Raw genomic sequence first — 17,618 nt, 5'->3', positions numbered from 1 at the left:
CTCTGGCCGCGCTTCAGCGTACCTCGATCCGACAATCGAACAGCCCGGCCGGCTCGCCTTCCGCCTCCCACGGGCGTTGATAGGTGAGGTAGAGGCGACCGCTGCCGGGCCTCTGCGCCTCGAAGCGCCAGGTAGAGAGCCCGTCGCCGCCGATCACGTCGTCGTTCGGATTGCTGTAGACCTCGGGGCCGAGGCTGCGCAGCTGTTCGGCGGCGGCCTCGCGCAGCAGCCAGCGATACCCGGTGGCCGGATTGCTCGGCAGGCTGACGATCAGCTGTTGGCCGGTATGCAGCGTCTGCGGGCAACGGTGATCGTCACCGAGCACAACGCTCGAGGGCGTACGGTTGTCGCTGGCGCAGGCGGCCAGCAGCAGGAGGCTGGTGGGCAACAGTAGACGAGGGACGTCGAACGACATGAGCGGCACCGATCAGAAGTGAACCGGAAGGATAGCCAAAAGCGGCCGGGAGCAGCCAGGCGAGGCCGGACCGCCGAGCGGGAAGCCCGGCGTGAAAGACCGGCCCCGGCGCTTGCCCCGGACAACCGGTGCCATGACGCCGGTTGCCGAGGCGTTTAGAAGAGCACCTTGGCAACGTCGGCGAAGCGCCTGGCGAAGTGCACCGTCAGGCCTTCCTTTAGATAATCCGGCAGTTCCTCGAAGTCGCCGCGATTGGCTTCCGGCAGGATCAGCTCGAAAATTTTTTGCCGCCGCGCCGCGATCACCTTTTCGCGCACTCCGCCAATCGGCAATACGTGGCCGGTCAGCGTCAGCTCGCCGGTCATGGCCACGCCTTTCTTCGGCGGCTGGTTGCGTGCCAGCGAAAGCAGCGCGCTGGCCATGGTGATGCCGGCGCTGGGGCCATCCTTCGGCGTGGCGCCCTCGGGGACATGCAGGTGCACGAAGGCCTGGTCGAAGAACGCCGGGTCGCCCTTGAAGGTCTTCAGGTTCGAGCTGACGTAGCTGTAGGCGATCTCCGCCGATTCTTTCATCACGTCGCCGAGCTTGCCGGTGAGCTTGAAGCCGCGGTTGAGCGTGTGGATGCGCGTGGCCTCGATCGGCAGCGTCGCGCCGCCCATGCTGGTCCACGCGAGGCCGGTGATCACGCCGACGCCGGAGAGCACCTGTTCGCTGCGGAACACCGGTTTGCCGAGGTAGCTTTCCAGGTCCTTCGGCGTGATCTTCAGCTCCGCTTGCGGGTCTTCCAGCAGCTTGACCACCGCCTTGCGCACCAGCTTGCCCAGCTGCTTCTCCAGCTGACGCACACCGGCTTCGCGCGCATAGCCTTCGATCACCGCTTTCATGGCGCTGTCGCTGATGGCCAGGCGTTGCTTGGGCACGCCGGTCTTATTCAGCAGCTTCGGCCACAGGTGACGCTTGGCGATGGCCAGCTTCTCCTCGGCGATGTAGCCGGACAGGCGGATCACTTCCATGCGGTCGAGCAGCGGGCCGGGAATCGAGTCCAGGGTATTGGCCGTGCAGACGAACAGCACCTTGGACAGGTCCAGACGCAGGTCCAGGTAATGGTCGAGGAATTCGACGTTCTGCTCCGGGTCCAGCGTCTCCAGCAGCGCCGAGGCCGGATCGCCCTGATAGCTGCTGCTGAGCTTGTCGATCTCGTCGAGCATGATCACCGGGTTCATCACCTCGACATCCTTGAGTGCCTGCACCAGCTTGCCGGGCAGGGCGCCGATGTAGGTGCGACGGTGACCCTTGATCTCCGCCTCGTCACGCATGCCGCCGACGCTGAAGCGATAGAACGGCCGGCCGAGGGATTCGGCGATGGACTTGCCGATGCTGGTCTTGCCCACGCCCGGCGGGCCGACCAGCAGCACGATGGAGCCGGCGATCTCGCCCTTGAAGGCGCCGACGGCGAGAAACTCGAGGATGCGGTTCTTGATGTCGTCGAGCCCGGCGTGATGCCTGTCCAGCACCTTACGCGCGCGCTTGAGGTCGAGCTTGTCCTTGCCGTAGACGCCCCAGGGCAGGGCGGTGGCCCAGTCCAGATAGTTGCGGGTGACTGCGTATTCCGGCGAGCCGGTCTCGAGGATCGACAGCTTGTTCAGTTCCTCGTCGATACGCTTCTGCGCAGCCGGCGGCACCACCTTGCCTTCCAGACGGGCGCGGAACTCGTCGGCATCGGCGCTCTTGTCGTCCTTGGTGATGCCCAGCTCGCGCTGAATGATCTTCAGCTGTTCCTTGAGGAAAAACTCGCGCTGGCGCTCGCCGATCTTGCGATTGACCTCGCCGGTGAGTTCCTTCTGCAGGCGTGCGACTTCGACCTCCTTGCGCAGCAGCGGCAGCACCTTCTCCATGCGCTTGAGTACCGGCACGGTGTCCAGCACTTCCTGCAGCTCGACGCCGGGCGCGGTGGTCAGCGCCGCGGCGAAGTCGGTCAGCGGCGAAGGGTCGTTGGGGCTGAAGCGGTTGAGGTAGTTCTTCAGCTCTTCGCTGTACAGCGGGTTGAGCGGCAACAGTTCCTTGATCGCATTGATCAGCGCCATGCCATAGGCCTTGACCTCGTCGCGCGGGTCTTCCTCGGGGCGCGGATAGTCGACTTCGACCAGGTAGGGTGGCTTGCACCGCAGCCAGCCGCGAATGCGCACGCGCGCCATGCCCTGCGCGACGAACTGCAGCTTGCCGCCTTCCTGCGAGGCGTGGTGAACACGGACCATGGTGCCGTGCTCCGGCAGGCTGTCCGGGTCGAAACTGGCGGTGTCGAGCACTGGCGTATCGACAAAGAACAGCGCCAGGCGCTGGTGCGGCGTCTTGGCCACGCGCTGCAGGGTTTCTGCCCAGGGGTCTTCGTTGACGATCACCGGTAGCACCTGCGCCGGGAAGAACGGGCGGTTGTGAACCGGGATCACGTAGAGCTTGTCCGGCTGGTTCTGGTCGGGCAGCACCAGCCCGTTGGACGAAATGATTTCCTGCTCGGTGTTGTTCGCGTCGTCGTTCATGCGGCACCTGGTACGGGGACTTGCCGATGAAGATGGGTAGTGTGGGCGGCGTTTTCAATGCCGGCCGGGCATGGTGGCCCTCCGGCAGTTTCGTTACAGTGCCGGGACGCCCGAGGTGCCTTGCCATGCTCAACGCCCGACTGATTCGCCTGGACGACCAGGCTCACAAGCACGCTCACGACTATCACCAGTTGGTGATGTCGGTGGCCGGTCGCGCCGAGTTCGAAGTCAACGGCTCGGGGGGCGAAGTCTGCCGCATGCGCGCTTGCGTGGTGCCGGGCGATGCGGACCATGGTTTCGCCGGGGTGGGCGACAACCGCATGCTGATCATCGACCTCGACGAGCAGGATGATCTCGACGACCCGGAGTTGCTTGCGCGCCTGTTCGAGGCGCCGCGCTACCCGGCCCTGGATGCCGATTTCCAGCATTTGCTGGCCTATGCCGAGGCCGAGCTGGCGCGCTATGGCAGCGATCCGCTGCTGGCCCGGGCGCTGGGCGGGGTGCTGCTGAGAGCGCTGCACCTGCGGCTGTTCGGCGAGCAGCCCGTGCGGCGTGTCGGGCCGCTGGACCTGGAGCGGCTCGACGCACACATCCGCCAGCATCTGTCGCGGCGCATCACGGTCGCCGAGCTGGCACAGGTTGCCTGCCTGAGCCCGAGCCACTTCCACGTCCAGTTCAAGGACAGCGTCGGGCTGACGCCCCATCAGTATCTGCTCAAGAGCCGTCTCGATCGTGCCGCACATCTGTTGCGCGAAACGCCGCTGCCGCTGGCGAGAATCGCCGAGGAGTGCGGTTTTTCCAGCCAGAGCGCACTGACCACGGCGACCCGCCGCTACCTCGGGCTGACGCCCAGGAGCCTGCGCCGGGCGGACTGACCCGGCAACCGCCGTCACGCTGGCCCGCCCGGGCGCTGCGACAGCTGCAGCGAGTCCCAAGCCTGCCGTAAAAAAACCGTAGCTTTTCGCAAGATTGCGCGGCGCGCCTGCCTCTACATTCCGTTTCCGCTCGTTATGCCCGCTCGGTTCGCTCACCGGGGCGGTCGCATTGGGCTAGACCTATAACAGCAATAAACCAACGGAGGAGCGGCGCGATGTTTCAAGCCAGTCATGTGCTGGGCGATACCTTCGCCAGCCAGAAAGCCGCTGAGTTCTTTCCCCAGATCAGTGCCAACTACAGCGTCGAGGAGGCCGCCTATCTCGACCAGCTGCTGACCCTGGCCGACCCCGGCGAGGCCGGCGTGGCGCGTGTCCGTGAGCGTGCCCGGGCGCTGATCCAATCCGTGCGCAGCCGCGACAACGCGGTCGACACTCTTGACGCCTTGTTGCGTCAATACAGCCTCGACACCCAGGAGGGGCTGATGCTCATGTGCCTGGCCGAGGCGCTCTTGCGCGTGCCGGACCCGGCCACCGCCGATGCGCTGATTCGCGACAAGCTCGGTGCTGCCGAATGGGAGCGGCATCTGGGGCAGAGCGACAACGTGCTGGTCAACTTTGCCGCCTGGGGGCTGGTGATGACCGGCAAGGTGGTCGATCCGGATACCGCCGACGGCCGTCCCAAGAGCGTGCTGGGGCGGTTGTTGCAGCGCTCCGGTGAACCTGTGATCCGGGCCGCGATGAATCAGGCGATGAAGCTGATGGGCAAGCAGTTCGTGCTCGGCCGCAGCATCTCGGAAGCCCTGAAGAATGGCCGGGCCGAGCGCGAGAAGGGCTATAGCTATTCGTTCGACATGCTCGGCGAAGCAGCGCTGACCGCTGGCGACGCCGAAAAATACCTGACCGACTATCGCCAGGCGATCGAGCGGGTAGGGGCCGAGCCGCAGGTCGGCCCCTGGGCCGCGGCCGTCGATCTCGATCAAGCTCTCGGCGCTGCACCCGCGCTACGAGGTTGCCCAGCGCGACCGCGTGCTGACCGAGCTGTTCGCCAGTGTGCGCGAGCTGGCGGTATTGGCCCGCCGTCTGGATGTCGGCATTACCATCGATGCCGAGGAAGCCGATCGCCTCGAGCTGTCGCTCGAGCTCTTCGAGAAGCTCATGCGCGACCCCGCCATCGCCGGCTGGGGCGAGTTCGGCCTGGTGGTGCAGGCCTATTCCAAACGCTGCCTGCCGGTGCTGGTCTGGCTCACTCTGCTGGGTCGCGAGCTTGGCGCGCGCATTCCGCTGCGACTGGTCAAGGGCGCCTACTGGGACAGCGAAATCAAGCAGTGCCAGGTCCAGGGGCTTGATGGCTACCCGGTCTACACGCGCAAGGAAGGCACCGATACCTCCTACCTGGCGTGCGCCCGCTACCTGCTTTCCGAGCATACGCGCGGGGTGATCTACCCGCAGTTCGCCAGCCACAACGCGCACACCGTCAGCTGCATTCTCGACATGGCCGAGCAGCTTGGCGAGCCGCGTGAGTTCGAGTTCCAGCGCCTGCACGGCATGGGCGACGCGCTGTACGACACGGTGCTCGAACAGCACCGCCGCAACGTGCGCATCTATGCGCCGGTCGGCGCGCACAAGGACCTGCTGCCCTATCTCGTCCGCCGCCTGTTGGAGAACGGCGCCAACTCTTCCTTCGTGCACCAGCTGGTCGATCCGCGGGTGCCGATCGAGTCGCTGATCGATCACCCGGTCACCCAGCTGCGCCGCTTCGCGAGCCCGGGCAATCCACGCATTCCATCGCCGCGGGCACTGTTCGGCACCCGCAAGAATTCGCAGGGAATCAATATGAACATCCAGGAACAATGGCAAGCGCTGGCTGCCGCCTACCAACCCTTCCTCGACCGCCAGTGGCAGGCGGCGCCGGTGATCGGCGGCGAGCGCCAGCCGGGCAATGAGCAGGTCGTGCGCTGCCCCTATGAGCTGGGCAAGGTGGTCGGCACGGCGAAGTTCGCCACGGCCGGTCAGGCACGCCAGGCGCTCGACGGGCTGACGGAGGCCTGGCCGCGGTGGAACGCAACGCCGGTCGACGCGCGTGCGGCCATTCTCGAGCGCCTCGGTGAGCTACTCGAGGCCAACCGTGCCGAGCTGATGGCACTCTGTACGCTGGAAGCGGGCAAGTCCTTGCAGGATGGCATCGATGAGGTGCGCGAGGCGGTGGACTTCTGCCGCTATTACGCCCAGCAGGCGCGCCTGAAGCTGGGCCGCGAGGAACTCAAAGGGCCGACCGGCGAGCGCAACGAGCTGTTTCACGAGGGGCGTGGCGTGTTCGTCTGCGTCAGCCCGTGGAACTTCCCGCTGGCCATCTACCTGGGCCAGATCACCGCGGCGCTCGTGGCCGGCAACACGGTGCTGGCCAAGCCTGCCGAGCAGACCAGCCTGATCGCCGCGCGCGCGCTGGAGCTGATGTTCGAGGCCGGTCTGCCGAAGGACGTCATCGCCCTCCTGCCAGGCGATGGTGCGACGCTCGGCGGCGTGTTCTGCCGCGATCGGCGCGTGGTCGGCGTGTGCTTCACCGGTTCGACCGAGACTGCGCGGATCATCAACCGCCAGCTGGCCGAGAAGGAGGGCGCGATTGCCACGCTGATCGCCGAAACCGGCGGGCAGAACGCGATGATCGTCGACTCCACCGCATTGCCCGAGCAAGTGGTCAAGGACGCCCTGGCCTCGGCCTTTACCAGCGCCGGCCAGCGCTGTTCGGCGCTACGCGTACTCTATGTGCAGCGTGACATCGCCGACCGGGTGATCGAGCTGATCAAGGGGGCGATGGCCGAGCTGAAGGTCGGGCCGACGCACCTGCGCGAAAGCGATGTGGGCCCGGTGATCGATGAGGAAGCGCGCGACGGCCTGCTCGCGCATGTCGAATCGCTCAAGGCGCAGGGCCGCCTGATCGCCGAGGCACGTCTGCCCGAAGGGCTCGACGGCTATTTCGTGGCACCGGTGGCCTTCGAGATCGGCGGCATCGAGGAGCTCAAGAAGGAGCATTTCGGCCCGATTCTGCACGTTGTGCGCTACGATGCCGCCGATCTGGAGAAAGTGGTCGCGGCGATCAACGCTACCGGTTACGGGTTGACCCTGGGTGTCCACAGCCGCAACGAGGAGACCGCCGAGCGCATCGAGCGGCTGGCGCGGGTCGGCAATCTGTACGTCAACCGCAACCAGGTTGGTGCGGTGGTCGGGGTTCAGCCGTTCGGTGGCTGCGGATTGTCCGGCACCGGCCCCAAGGCGGGCGGCCCCAGCTACCTGCTGCGTTTCGCCAACGAACGCACCACGTCGACCAATACCACGGCAGTGGGCGGCAATGCGTCGTTGCTCTCGCTGGGCGACGACTAGAGGCGACAGCGGCCGGCGGCAGCTGCCGCCGGCCTGACAACAACGAGATGACTTGGCGCACGCTCTTGCGCCATTGGCGGGCCGCTTTGGTCTGCCGCCGGTGATGGCGCCTTAGCCGTCGCCCTCTGCCAAGATGAGCGCGGTCTCATCGAACAACAACTAACGAGGGACAACAAATGAGCGTCACAACCCCTACGCTGATCACGTTCGTGGTCTATATCGCGGCGATGATCCTGATCGGTTTCATCGCCTATCGCGCCACCAAAAACTTTTCCGACTACATTCTCGGCGGCCGCAGCCTCGGCAGCTTCGTCACCGCGCTGTCGGCTGGCGCCTCGGACATGAGTGGCTGGTTGCTGATGGGCCTGCCCGGCGCCATCTTCGTCTCCGGGCTGTCGGAGAGCTGGATCGCGATCGGCCTGATCGCCGGCGCCTGGCTGAACTGGCTGTTCGTGGCCGGTCGCCTGCGCGTGCATACCGAGCACAACCACAATGCGCTGACGCTGCCGGACTACTTCTCGCACCGCTTCGAGGACGAGAGCCGGATGCTGCGGATCTTCTCCGCGCTGGTGATCCTGGTGTTCTTCACCATCTACTGTGCTTCCGGCATCGTCGCCGGGGCGCGGTTGTTCGAGTCGACCTTCGGCCTGGAGTATTCCACGGCGCTTTGGGTGGGCGCCGCGGCGACCATCCTCTATGTGTTCATCGGCGGCTTCCTCGCCGTGAGCTGGACCGACACCGTGCAAGCGACGCTGATGATCTTCGCGCTGCTGATCACGCCGCTGTTCGTCATCCTTGCGCTCGGTGACATGGGCTCGGTAATGGCGACCATCGAGGCACAGAACCCGGCGAATTTCGACATGTTCCGCGGGCTGTCCTTTGTCGCGATCATCTCGCTGCTGGCCTGGGGCCTGGGCTACTTCGGGCAGCCGCACATCCTGGTGCGCTTCATGGCGGCCGGCTCGGTCAAGACCATCCCGAATGCGCGTCGCATCGGCATGACCTGGATGATCCTGACCCTCGCCGGCGCAGTCGCGGTGGGGTTCTTTGGCATCGCCTACTTCGCCGACCATCCGGATCTGGCCGGCCCGGTCAGCGCCAACGGCGAGCGGGTGTTCCTCGAGCTGACGAAAATCCTCTTCAACCCGTGGATTGCCGGCCTGATCCTCTCGGGCGTGCTCGCCGCGGTAATGAGTACGCTGAGCGCGCAGCTGCTGGTCAGCTCCAGCGCCCTGACCCAGGATTTCTACAAGGCCATGCTGCGCAAGCATGCCTCGCAGCGTGAGCTGGTCTGGGTCGGCCGCGGCATGGTGCTGCTGATCGCGCTGGTCGCCATCGGCATCGCGTCGAACCCCGACAGCAAGGTGCTGGGGCTGGTGTCCTACGCCTGGGCCGGTTTCGGCGCCGCTTTCGGTCCCGTGGTGCTGATTTCGCTGCTGTGGAAGGGCATGACCCGCAACGGCGCGTTGGCCGGCATGCTGGTCGGCGCGATCACCGTGGTGGTGTGGAAGGAGTTCATTGGCCTGGGCCTCTACGAGATCATTCCAGGCTTCATCCTGGCCAGCGCCGCGATCTTCATCTTCAGCAAGATGGGTCCGGCTCCGACGCCGAGCATCATCAAGCGCTTCGAAGAAGCCGACGCCGACTATCGCGCAGGCTGATCCGCCGCCGCGCAACAGAAAGCCCCGCTTGGCGGGGCTTTTTTCGTTTCGTCAGTCGTCGGCGATCAGGTTGGAGCGATCATCGATCGCGCCGGCGGCGATCAGGTGTTCGGCCTCGTCCTCGGGCACATGCACCCGATGCCCGTCCAAGTGCAGTTCGGACATCCGCGCCTGCGGATCGGTGGTGATGCGCGCATCCATGATCGCCCCGCGGTGCGGCTGGCCATCCACCGTGATGACGCAAGTGCCGCTCGTGGTATCGATTTCGATTGCCATGGCCATGCCTCCTCTGGGTTCTCGACGGTTCTGCAATTCAGACCTGCCGAGCGGGCAATGCGATCCATCCAGGGGAAAAAAGCCTTAAACGTTACGATATAACATGTTAGATTTCCGGCCCTCTTGCCGACCGCCCACTTCGTTGCGCCGGTCGCCTCGCAGTTTTCGAAACGACAGGAGAGTCGCATGCATCCGAAAAAGAACCCGCTTGCACTGGCCCTCGGGCTGGTCGCATTTCCGTGCGCACAGGCTAGCGAGCCGGTCGAGCTGCCGCAGGTGGTCGTCAGCGCGAGCGCCTTGGGCAGTGCCCGCGAGGCAATGACCACCGCTGCTCAGGTGGTCGAGGGCGATGAACTGGTGCTGCGGCGCGAGGCGACATTGGGCGAGACGCTCGATCATCTGCCGGGCGTGCGCTCCAGCAGCTTTGGCGCCGGTGCGGCGCGCCCGGTTATTCGCGGGTTGGATGGCGCACGGGTCAAGGTGCTGAGCGATGGCGTGGAACTGCTCGACGCCTCGACCATCAGCCCCGACCACGCGGTGACCAGCGAGCCGCTACTGGCCGAGCGCATCGAGGTGCTCAAGGGGCCGGCAACGCTGCTTTACGGTGGCGGCGCCATCGGCGGCGTGGTCAACGTGATCGACAAGAAGATCCCCACCCGCGTGCCGGAGAAGGGCTACGAAGGCGAGCTGGAACTGCGCACCAACAGCGTCGCCAACGAAGGTGCCGGGCTGTTCGGCATCACTGCCGGCAGCGGCCACTTCGCCGTTCGCGCCGAGGGCACCAAGCGCCAGGCCGACCCCTATGAAATCCCCGGTTCGCCAGACAAGCAGGAAGGCTCCTACAACGACACCGACAGCTTCAACCTGGGCGCCAGCTTCATCGGCGAGCGCGGCTACATCGGCGCTGCCTACGGTGAGCAGAACAACCGTTACGGGCTGCTGGCCCACGAGCACGCCGATTGCCACACCCACGGCAGCGACTGGCATTGCGGCGGCCACGATGACCACGACGATGATCACGAGCACGAACATGGCAGCGTGCCTTATGTCGACATGCGCCAGAAGCGCTGGGATCTGCGTGGCGAGCTGAGCGATCCACTGCCGGGCTTCGAACTGGCGCGGCTGCGCATCGGCCACAGCGACTATCAGCACAAGGAGATCGAAGGTGGCGAAGTGGGCACCCGCTTCAACAACGATGCCACCGATGCGCGCCTGGAGCTGACCCATCAGCCGCTGTTCGGCTGGCGCGGTGTGGTCGGCGCGCAGACCCTGCGGCGCGACTTCGAAGCTCTCGGCGAAGAGGCCTACGTGCCGCAGACCCTGACCCGCAACCACGGCTTGTTCCTGCTCGAGGAATACACCGCCGGCGCCTGGCGCTACGAGCTCGGCCTGCGCCACGAATGGCAGGACATCGATGCCGATGGCCGCCCGGATACCGATCACAGCGGCACCTCGATGTCCGCCGGTGCGGTCTGGACCTTTGCTCCGCAGTATTCGCTGGGCTTTGCGCTGTCGCGCTCGCAACGCCTGCCGACGGCCGAAGAGCTATACGCCAACGGTCCTCACGCGGCGACCCGTACCGTCGAACTGGGCAACGTCGAGCTGAAGGAAGAAACCTCGCACAATGCCGAGCTCACCCTGCGCAAGTTCGCCGGCCGCACGACCTTCAGCCTGAGCCTGTTCCGCAACGAGGTGAACGACTTCATCTACGCCGCCGACACCGGCAACGATATCGGCGGCGGCTACCGCGAGATCGCGTATCGCCAGCAGGACGCCGTGCTCACCGGTGCGGAAGGGGAGGTGCGCTTCCAGGCCAGCGACGCCACTGCGTTTACCCTGTTCGGCGACCACGTGCGCGGCGAGTTGCGCAAAGGAGGAGATGATCTGCCGAGGATGCCAGCCGATCGACTCGGTATACGGCTCGATCAGCGTCTCACGCCCGCGCTCGATGGCCTGCTCGAGCTCTACCGCGTTCAGCGTCAGGACCGCTTGGCCGATCATGAGACCGAAACCGCTGGCTATAACATGCTGGCGGCCGGCCTTGGCTACCACGGCTCGTTCAACGAGGCGGATTTTCTGCTGTATCTCAAAGGCAGCAACCTGCTCGACGAGAAGGCTCGCCAGCACACTTCCTTCATCAAGGATGAGGTGTTGCTACCCGGGCGCAACCTGACGGTCGGCGTACGGCTGAACTTCTGAGGCGATCGGGCCAGGCCAGGGTAGAATGCTGGCCTTGGGCTCCCGGCGCTCCAGCGGCGAATCCTTCAGTCGAGCACCTCCGACAGATCGATTCGCCGCCAGCAGGCTTCGGCGACGCTGTATAGCGCGAAGGCGAACAACCCCGCTGCAATTGCCAACAGCAGACCTTCCCCGGCGGGCAACTGCTGTAGCGTTTCGAGGGCTTGCTTAACCCCGGGCGGATTGGTCGGGCTGTATCGGCTGCCGCCGGTCAGCAGCAACGCGGCAATGATCAGCAGCACGCAGCCGCGTGCCGCCAGGCCGATGCGCGATATTGGCCGCACCACGCGCATGGTTTGCTCGTCGCACTGAAAGTAACGCTCGAACTTCGCCCGCCAGGCCTTGATCAGATGAGCAATGCCGGCTCCGAGCGGTATCAGCGCTGCCAGGTACACCAGCCAGCGCGCATGCTGTAGGCCGAGAAAACGCTGCAGCGCGTCAGCCTCAGCGCTTCCCCCCGAACCGCTGCCGCCAGACAAGCTGTCCAGGCCGCTGATCAATCCCAGCGTGAACAGCGCCAGCAGCAGATTGACGACGGCACTGCCTAGCAATCCGCCACGAATCAACAGCCCCTTGGCATCGTCGCCATGTCGATCGGTATCGCCAAGACCTTGTGTCAGCCGCCAGGCGACATGCGCAAACAGACCGATAGCCACCAGCCAAAGCAGCACGGCACCGAACGGCTGCGTCAGCAGCTCCTCGATGGCGCCCTTGGTATCCACTGTGCGGGCCGCGCCAAGCGCCGCCAAAGCTGCGAAAAAAGCGACGATGCCATACACCAGCCCACGCGCCCCATAACCGCTACGCGCCAGCCAGACGACGCCTCTGGTTACCTGCATGCTCACCCTCCGGGTCTGCCAATAGGCTTTTCAGTGGGACGCGGTGAGGTACGGTTCGGTTCGATGGATTGGCACAACCGTCGACGCGCAAGCGCCGAAAAGGACGGAGGCCGCCAGGAGGGCTGGCAGCTCGCGAGTAGTCACGGCTGGGCCGAAAGTCGTTCGGACCAAACGAAAAAGCCCTGTAAAAACAGGACTTTAACGTGCGGTATCTGGAGCGGGCGAAGGGAATCGAACCCTTTTGCTTAGTGTGCCGTTCCGTCGCAAAGCGTGTCTTTATGTGGTTTCCGACCTAGACCGCCTGCTCGTTTCGTCGCAGTACGGCACAGTGATTTCGACACTTTATCGACACCATGTTCTGGTAGATTTTATGCTACCGAATTGCCATCATTTGGTGCGCTCTCAAAATAGCTCGTCATGGCGCGGCGGACGGATCGACGGACAATGGAGTCTATATGAATGTAAAGGGAGTTAGCCTGTCATTGCTGCTAGCGGCTACGGTCAGCGGTTGCGCGAGTGAACCCTATCCAACCTATGCTCACAGGCAAAATATTCTAGGGGTTTGGGACTGTGCGTATACCGTCGAAGAAGATGGGCTTTATCTTAAGGCTGAGTCAAAGGATACATTCCTGAGGAACGGTGCGTCCCATTTTTTTGGGTTTATGAAAGCTAAATTTGCTCCCGATCTTCCAGAAGTTGAATATTCAGTTGCCGGGACTTCGACTTGGAATATCGAGGGTAAGTATTTAATACAAACAATGACGGATTTAAAGGTTGTGAACTTGACTCATCCTGAGCTAGATGAGGTTTTTAAGTTGCAGGAATTTCTCCCGGCAAATATTAGTGAGTCTGCTGAGATTCTTAGGTTGACGGCAACTGAGCTGGTAGTAGATAGCGAGTCGGGAGCTGGAATATACAAGTGCACAAAGGCTTCCAGTGCAAGCTTTGGTAATTGAGCGGTAGCAAAGCTATTCCCGAATATCACTCTCGGGCTGGCAATCGCGTCCGGCCCTAACCCATCGGGTTAAAGCTACTAGCCGCTCCGCAATAGCGCGTCTTCATCCGGTCGCTATGGTCTCTGCGGTCGCTGTCGAAGTGCGCCCGCCAGGCTCGGCATTGCTCATGGAAGTACTGTTTGGCGGCTTTGCGGCATTCACGGTAGTCGATCGAGCCTCGGCGGTGGTTGGCGCAAACGGTTGTGCCGTCGATGTGGTTGTTGACCGATATCCACTGCGCTAAGTAGGTCGTGCCGCCATTCCAGCTTTTTATCCGCGTAACGGTTCGCTCCCTGCGCACGGTGCGGGGCCTTTGGCTTGATGGCGAACGCCTGTCAGGCGGGCGCCGCTTCGGCGTCAGCTACTGGGGCGAGCGCTTCGGCGCCAACCCCGCGCAGGCGCTTGAATGCCTGATTCGCCGGGCTGCCCCGGCGCACACCCTTGAACACGTTGTTTTTGAAGAGGCGCCATAATGGATTTTCCGAAAAGCGTACCGGGCGTGGGCCTGGTCGGCGGCCAGTTCGTCGACGAAAACCAAGCCACTGGCCAGGTGGGTTCTCTGATCCCGGCGAAGTGGGGCAATGATGTGACGACCGAGCTGCTCGGCGTGATCGACGAAGCCGGCTTAGATCCGGACGAAGAAAACCCGCAGCAGTTGCGGGCCGCCGTGTTGGCCATTGTCGATAAGGTGGCCCCGGTAGCGACCAAGGCCGAGGCGGAAACCAACGACGAAGCCACGGCCAACAACGTCAAGCGCATGACGCCGCTGCGTGTGTTGCAGGCGATCAAGGCGCAGTTGATCAACGCCAGCGAAACTGTGGTCGGTATGCTGCGGATTGGCACACAGGCAGAGGTAAATGCCGGCGCGCTCGATAACGTAGTGGTCACGCCATCGAAGCTTGAGGCATCACGGCCGAAAAAAGCGCTGGCCAGGGCATGGGTGAATTTCAATGGCCAGGGCGTGGTATCTATCAGGGACAGCTTCAATGTCAGTTCTATCACTGACAACGGAACCGGCGATTACACGGTAAACCTATCGACTCCAATGCCAAATGCTGCCTATGCCCCGGTCACGTCTGGCGCAGGTACAGATGCAGGCATTACAGGAATTAACTGCACCAGGGCGTACGCGCGCACGACGTCGAGTTTTAAGGTTGGCACCACTCAGCAGGCGTCCGGCCAGACCGACTTCGTGTTTGTGGAAGCGTTGGTTTTTAGTAGCTAAGGGGGATCGGATGGATAAGCGAATTCTGTTTCAACCCGACGGCGCGCCGGCGGCCATACTCATTCCGTGCGACTGCGGTCTGACGCTGGAGGAAATCGGCACTAAGGACGTGCCGGCGGGGCTGCCGTTCTGGATCGTCGACGCCGACAAGGTGCCGGCAGACCGCGCCTTTCGCGAGGCTTGGGAACTGGACGCGGCCGCGCTCGGGCCGGCTTCCGGTGTAGGGGGTGGGCAATGATCTTAATCAACCGTGATAAGGCAGAAGAGACGGTGCGCGAGCGTCTTCGCCTTGAGCGTGAGCCGCGCTTACTCGCTTTGGACGTTGCGTATATGCGTGCTCTCGAGCGCGGTGAGGACACCGCAAACATTGTGTTGGAGAAGGAGTCCTTGCGTGACGTAACCGAAAAAGATCTCAGCAGCCTTTCACTGGCTGAGCTTTCGGCGCTGACCCTCTCAATGGCCTTGGAGCTTTGATGCAACTAACCGGTAGGGCCATTTGGCTATCATTCGATTACACTCCCCCCTTTTGCTGCTGTTGTGGTGGCGTAGTGTTGTTCGAATGGAGTGGGCATGCAGCACGTTGAACGGGTTGATTCAATCGATCACTTGCGCGGTATTTTGGCCGTGACCATTATGGTCTACCACTATACCGCTTGGTCTTTCCCGAATTTAATGAACCCTGCCGGCTTGCTAAGCGTGCTTGGCTACTATGGGGTGTCTGCTTTTTTTATAATCAGTGGAATGAGCTTAGCGATTGCTTACCGAAATCGGCTCTCCACCCATGCTCAGATATCCAGTTTCTTTATCAAGAGATTGCTGCGTATTGCACCGTTGTATTGGTTGGCTATCAGCGCCACTATCAGTATGGCTTTAGCTGCTGAGTATTTTAAGGGCGTTCCGGTTTCGTTCACCTGGAAGGACGTGGTTGCTAACTATACGCTCGTTTTTTCGTTGGTGAATTCTAAGGCGCTAACGACAGGCGGATGGTCGATAGGGAACGAGATATTCTTTTATCTATGTTTCCCGCTGCTCTATTGGTTAGTCTGTAGGTCCGTTTGGTTGGCGTTATTGGCGATTATTGGTAGTACTGTCCTCATAGGAGTGTGGGCTTTTTTCATAATCCCATCAGCTCCGGAAACCTCGGCTGGATGGAGTGGGTACATCAGTAATTGGAATCAGCTATTCTTCTTCGTTGCTGGTGTTGTGATCGGACGATATGTCAGGCCTGCAATGTTCAGTCGCGGTGCATGCTACGCTGCTCTTGTTATAGCTTTGTTGCTATTGGCAATAGCTGACGTAGATAAGCGCTCTGAGCTGGTGGAAGGGTGGTGTCGCATTTATCTGAGTGGCGCGACAGTTCTTTTGGTGTTCAGCGTTTATCAACTGAACTGGCAGTCTTCTTCCTTGCTTGGCCGGTTCGTGGCGTTTCTTGGTCTAATTTCCTACTCCCTGTACTTGCTTCATCCCCTAGTAAGGTCTGCGGTGAAAATTGTTGGGGGTCGGATAGGTTTTGACCAGTTCAGTGTCACGATAATCAGCGTTATCTTAACGGTCTTGGTTTCTTGGCTTAGCTATAAGCTCATTGAGACGCCAGGTATTCGCTTGGCCAGAATTATTGAGCGACGACGTGTGGGCAGACGATCTGCCGCCGCCGCATAAATTTAATTGTTTTTTGAGCCCGCCTTGAGCGGGCTTCTTTTTGCCTGGAGAAAAAACATGCGCCCCCTGACAGTGCAGCAGCTGCTGCACATTCTTCCCAGCGCCCGCCCTGTCGCGGGCGTTTTTGTTCCTGCCCTCAATAGAGCGATGAACCGCTATCGCATTGAGAGCCCAGTGCGTCGCGCGGCATTCCTTGCTCAGGTCGGGCATGAGTCGGGCCAGCTGCGGCGCCTGGTGGAGAACCTCAACTACAGCGCCGCCGGTCTCGCCGCCACCTGGCCTTCCCGGTTCCGCAGTGCCGATGGACAGCCGAACGCATTGGCGCGCCAGCTGGAGCGACAGCCCGAAGCAATCGCCAACCACGTCTATGCCGATCGTCTGGGTAACGGCCCGGTCGCCCGCGGTGACGGCTGGCGCTACCGCGGGCGCGGGCTGATCCAGCTCACCGGGCGGACAAATTATCGCGCGTGCGGCGAAGCGATCTGCGCTGACCTGGTGGCGAACCCCGAGCTGCTCGAGCAGCCCGAGTGGGCCGCCATGTCAGCAGCATGGTTCTGGTCGAGCAACGGTCTGAACGAGCTGGCCGACGCTGGCCGGTTTGAAGACATCACCCGCCGCATCAACGGCGGTACTCACGGCCAGCCGCAGCGCCTGGCGCTCTGGCGAGCGGGGCAGGAGGTGTTGGCATGATGGGCGTGCTCAAGCAGTACAAGCTGGCCGCCGGCAGTGTGGCCGTCCTCATGCTGTGCGCGCTGTCCTTCGGCACTGCGTGGCAGTGGCAGGGCAACGCCTACGGCAGGCAGCTGGCCGCTAAGGATGTCGAGCACCAGGTGTTTCTACGTCAAGTGGCCGAGGCCAGTGCCGCGGTGATTCACAAGCAGCAGGCCGACCGCCTCGCGCTCGAGCAGCGCCTGGCCAAGGCGGACCAACAATCAATCGAGAAACTGACCCATGCACTCACCGAAAACGATCGCCTTGAGCGCCTGTATAGCTCTGCTGACGATGAGCGTCGCCGCCTGCGGATCGAAGCCACCCTTGCCCGTAATGACGCCATCGTGTCCGCCGCCACCGGCTCCGGCAGCGTGGGCGATGCAGCCAGCGTCGAACTCAGTGCAGCAGCTGGACGGGCTGTTTGGGATATCCGGCGATCAATGATCGATGACCAGGCGAAGCTGGCCTATCTGCAGGAGTGGGCCCGTCAGATTCTAGGTGTCCGCTGATCCATCCTCGGCCAGGCACCACCAGGACTGCGCGTAGGCAACCCCGTCGATGATTTCGTACCCAGTCAGCACGAACCCATTGGTGCTCATGCCATGGAGCGCCACGTCCAGCAGTGGTGGTATCACGCTTGATTCCAGCGGGTTGCTCTGCACAAGCCGCGCGATCTCGGACTGACGCCCGAGGTCCTCGCTTCGGCTGGTCTCGATGCGCACATCCCCGTAGATTGGCGGGGTGCTTCGGCGCTTGCGCGGTTCTATCGGGCGTCCATGATCGCGCATCAGCCGGACAGATACATACAT

The 17,618-nt window shown here is 62.7% G+C and carries 14 protein-coding genes and 3 pseudogenes; 12 read left to right on the top strand and 5 right to left on the bottom strand.

Annotated features, from left to right (window positions below; translation table 11 throughout):
• Positions 1 to 13: 13 nt before the first annotated feature.
• Positions 14 to 415, bottom strand: a complete 402-nt coding sequence (locus AC0KXH_RS14490; protein WP_061337467.1) for a protease inhibitor I42 family protein — start codon at positions 413 to 415, stop codon at positions 14 to 16.
• 155 nt (positions 416 to 570) lie between these two features.
• Positions 571 to 2,952: an endopeptidase La gene (gene lon / locus AC0KXH_RS14485; RefSeq protein ID WP_488223614.1), complete on the bottom strand. Its 2,382-nt coding sequence runs from the start codon at positions 2,950 to 2,952 to the stop codon at positions 571 to 573.
• A gap of 125 nt (positions 2,953 to 3,077) precedes the next feature.
• Here lon and AC0KXH_RS14480 point away from each other — a divergent pair, with 125 nt between their 5' ends.
• From AC0KXH_RS14480 to putP, 3 genes and pseudogenes are all read left to right on the top strand, one after another.
• Positions 3,078 to 3,827 (top strand): helix-turn-helix domain-containing protein, encoded by a 750-nt coding sequence (locus tag AC0KXH_RS14480; protein ID WP_041104352.1) that lies wholly within the window; start codon positions 3,078 to 3,080, stop codon positions 3,825 to 3,827.
• A gap of 215 nt (positions 3,828 to 4,042) precedes the next feature.
• Positions 4,043 to 7,205: pseudogene (gene putA / locus AC0KXH_RS14475) on the top strand (bifunctional proline dehydrogenase/L-glutamate gamma-semialdehyde dehydrogenase PutA).
• 176 nt (positions 7,206 to 7,381) lie between these two features.
• Entirely contained in the window at positions 7,382 to 8,866 is a 1,485-nt protein-coding gene (putP, locus tag AC0KXH_RS14470) for a sodium/proline symporter PutP (protein ID WP_061337465.1), read from the top strand.
• Between the two features lie 51 nt (positions 8,867 to 8,917).
• On the opposite strand, the gene AC0KXH_RS14465 is transcribed toward putP, so the two are convergent.
• Positions 8,918 to 9,142, bottom strand: a complete 225-nt coding sequence (locus AC0KXH_RS14465) for a DUF3203 family protein (protein WP_312198238.1) — start codon at positions 9,140 to 9,142, stop codon at positions 8,918 to 8,920.
• A gap of 186 nt (positions 9,143 to 9,328) precedes the next feature.
• Between AC0KXH_RS14465 and AC0KXH_RS14460 the strand changes: the two genes are divergently transcribed.
• Positions 9,329 to 11,341: a TonB-dependent receptor gene (locus AC0KXH_RS14460; protein WP_488223613.1), complete on the top strand. Its 2,013-nt coding sequence runs from the start codon at positions 9,329 to 9,331 to the stop codon at positions 11,339 to 11,341.
• A 65-nt stretch (positions 11,342 to 11,406) separates the two neighbouring features.
• Here the strand turns inward: AC0KXH_RS14460 and AC0KXH_RS14455 are convergent, their stop codons facing one another.
• A complete protein-coding gene (locus AC0KXH_RS14455) occupies positions 11,407 to 12,219 on the bottom strand; it encodes a DUF1206 domain-containing protein (RefSeq protein ID WP_488223612.1) in 813 nt (270 codons plus the stop codon).
• Between the two features lie 455 nt (positions 12,220 to 12,674).
• Between AC0KXH_RS14455 and AC0KXH_RS14450 the strand changes: the two genes are divergently transcribed.
• The 8 genes and pseudogenes from AC0KXH_RS14450 (at position 12,675) to AC0KXH_RS14415 (ending at position 17,318) form a co-directional block, all read left to right on the top strand.
• The gene (locus AC0KXH_RS14450; RefSeq protein WP_488223611.1) at positions 12,675 to 13,175 is read left to right on the top strand and encodes a hypothetical protein; all 501 of its coding nucleotides are present in this window, start codon (positions 12,675 to 12,677) and stop codon (positions 13,173 to 13,175) included.
• Between the two features lie 362 nt (positions 13,176 to 13,537).
• Positions 13,538 to 13,687, top strand: a pseudogene (locus AC0KXH_RS14445) (phage tail protein); the annotation flags it as partial.
• Positions 13,687 to 13,864 (top strand): annotated as a pseudogene (locus AC0KXH_RS14440) (phage tail protein); the annotation flags it as partial. The pseudogenes AC0KXH_RS14445 and AC0KXH_RS14440, both read left to right, overlap by 1 nt.
• A gap of 585 nt (positions 13,865 to 14,449) precedes the next feature.
• A complete protein-coding gene (locus AC0KXH_RS14435) occupies positions 14,450 to 14,677 on the top strand; it encodes a hypothetical protein (RefSeq protein WP_488223610.1) in 228 nt (75 codons plus the stop codon).
• The gene (locus AC0KXH_RS14430; protein WP_488223609.1) at positions 14,674 to 14,913 is read left to right on the top strand and encodes a hypothetical protein; all 240 of its coding nucleotides are present in this window, start codon (positions 14,674 to 14,676) and stop codon (positions 14,911 to 14,913) included. Before AC0KXH_RS14435 ends, AC0KXH_RS14430 begins: the two co-directional genes overlap by 4 nt.
• 96 nt (positions 14,914 to 15,009) lie before the next feature.
• On the top strand, positions 15,010 to 16,098 hold the full coding sequence (locus tag AC0KXH_RS14425) for an acyltransferase family protein (RefSeq protein ID WP_488223608.1): 1,089 nt from the start codon (positions 15,010 to 15,012) through the stop codon (positions 16,096 to 16,098).
• Positions 16,099 to 16,155: 57 nt separating this feature from the next.
• Positions 16,156 to 16,788: a glycoside hydrolase family 19 protein gene (locus AC0KXH_RS14420; RefSeq protein WP_488223607.1), complete on the top strand. Its 633-nt coding sequence runs from the start codon at positions 16,156 to 16,158 to the stop codon at positions 16,786 to 16,788.
• Positions 16,785 to 17,318 (top strand): lysis system i-spanin subunit Rz, encoded by a 534-nt coding sequence (locus AC0KXH_RS14415; RefSeq protein WP_488223606.1) that lies wholly within the window; start codon positions 16,785 to 16,787, stop codon positions 17,316 to 17,318. Before AC0KXH_RS14420 ends, AC0KXH_RS14415 begins: the two co-directional genes overlap by 4 nt.
• On the opposite strand, the gene AC0KXH_RS14410 is transcribed toward AC0KXH_RS14415, so the two are convergent.
• A complete protein-coding gene (locus tag AC0KXH_RS14410; RefSeq protein ID WP_488223605.1) occupies positions 17,304 to 17,618 on the bottom strand; it encodes a hypothetical protein in 315 nt (104 codons plus the stop codon). The genes AC0KXH_RS14415 and AC0KXH_RS14410 overlap by 15 nt on opposite strands.

Source organism: Stutzerimonas sp. CXK-1 (genome assembly GCF_057738225.1).
The sequence above is the reverse complement of the archived record's forward strand: the minus strand, read 5'-3'. Positions and strand labels throughout refer to the sequence as shown.